Genomic DNA, 1,346 nt, shown 5'->3' with positions numbered 1-1,346 from the left:
GGGTTTTATTAAAAACGTACTTTGCAGTCTTGCAAAAAATACGCACGCAATCAAAAACCCGCGCACGTTGAAAATTACAGTAAAACCTAAAAAAGTATTAGCTGCACACGAACCAATATTTTGCATAAGCGCAAACACTTCACCTATTAAGATTTTCAATGACAAAGTACAGGACACAATTGAGAATACGTCTGTTATGCTAGCTTCGTGTCTTCGCAGAAGTGTTCAAAATGTAAAAGCCCTGTTTGAAACGGGAAGTGAAAGGATGCTGCAACACAGACATAAACTCTTTTAGTAAGTATACGTTAGGGATAAAGATGAAGAACTTTTCTGTACGCAAATTAGCAATCACACTAGGTTTGACCTTTTGGACAGTCGCCACGTCATTGGCCTCCGACAACCCCGCTGACAAAACCTCCATTTGGAAGGTCACGAAGGGAGATGATTCGGTTTACGTCGGCGGTACAATACACATTTTGCCTATCTCAGAATTTCCGCTTCCAAGAAAATTTACAGACATCTATGAAAATGTTGATACGTTAGTCTTCGAAGTAAAAATGCCCGATCCCGCCGATATTGAAGGCCAGCAAAAAATGATGGCCGGATTGGCGTATGCTGAGGGTAAAACGTTAAAAGACGTTATTTCAGATGAGACGTATCAAGCGCTCAATACCTACTTGGGCCACTTTGGCGCAACTGCAGATCAACTCGCCAGATTTAAGCCAGGTATGGTTGCCTCTATGTTAGTGACTATGGAAGCACAACGTGCCCAATTAGCCGGTGAAGGTGTAGATGCCTACTTCATGCAGCTTGCTCAGCGTGATGGAAAAACAAGTGAATACCTTGAATCTTTAGATTTCCAAATAAACATGCTTGCAAACATGGGCGCGGGCGAAGAAGACCGGCTTATTTCAGAAACTTTGGAAACCTTGCCAGAGTTAAAAGACATGCTTACGAAAACCATAAAAGCATGGCGAGCAGGCGATACCGAGCAACTCGACACCTTAGTGGTCGATACCTTTAAGCGAGAGTCTCCATCGTCTTACGAAGATGTTTTCATTAAGCGTAATCAAGACTGGTTACCTCGAATTGAAGCTATGTTCGGTGATGACGATCTGGAGTTTGTGCTGGTAGGTGCAGGGCATTTAGTGGGTGAAGACAGTGTTATTGCATTACTAGATGCCAAAGGTTACACGATAGAGCAGATGTAACTCTTTCTCGATACGGACCTAAGAAAATAGGAGCGAGGCATAGACTTCACTTTTTTTAGGCCGTTTAATCTCACATCCTGAGACGCAGACATAAAAAAAGCGCACCTAAGTGCGCTTTTTTGGATACTTGTGTTA

At 42.6% G+C, this 1,346-nt stretch carries 1 protein-coding gene; it reads left to right on the top strand.

Annotated features, from left to right (window positions below; translation table 11 throughout):
- Positions 1-317 precede the first annotated feature (317 nt).
- Positions 318-1,211: a TraB/GumN family protein gene (locus tag GVO63_RS11550; RefSeq protein ID WP_159580006.1), complete on the top strand. Its 894-nt coding sequence runs from the start codon at positions 318-320 to the stop codon at positions 1,209-1,211.
- The last annotated feature ends 135 nt before the right edge of the window (positions 1,212-1,346 follow it).

It is taken from the genome of Alteromonas sp. KUL106 (assembly GCF_009811415.1).
In the GTDB taxonomy this organism is placed as follows: domain Bacteria; phylum Pseudomonadota; class Gammaproteobacteria; order Enterobacterales; family Alteromonadaceae; genus Alteromonas.
The sequence above is the reverse complement of the archived record's forward strand: the minus strand, read 5'-3'. Positions and strand labels throughout refer to the sequence as shown.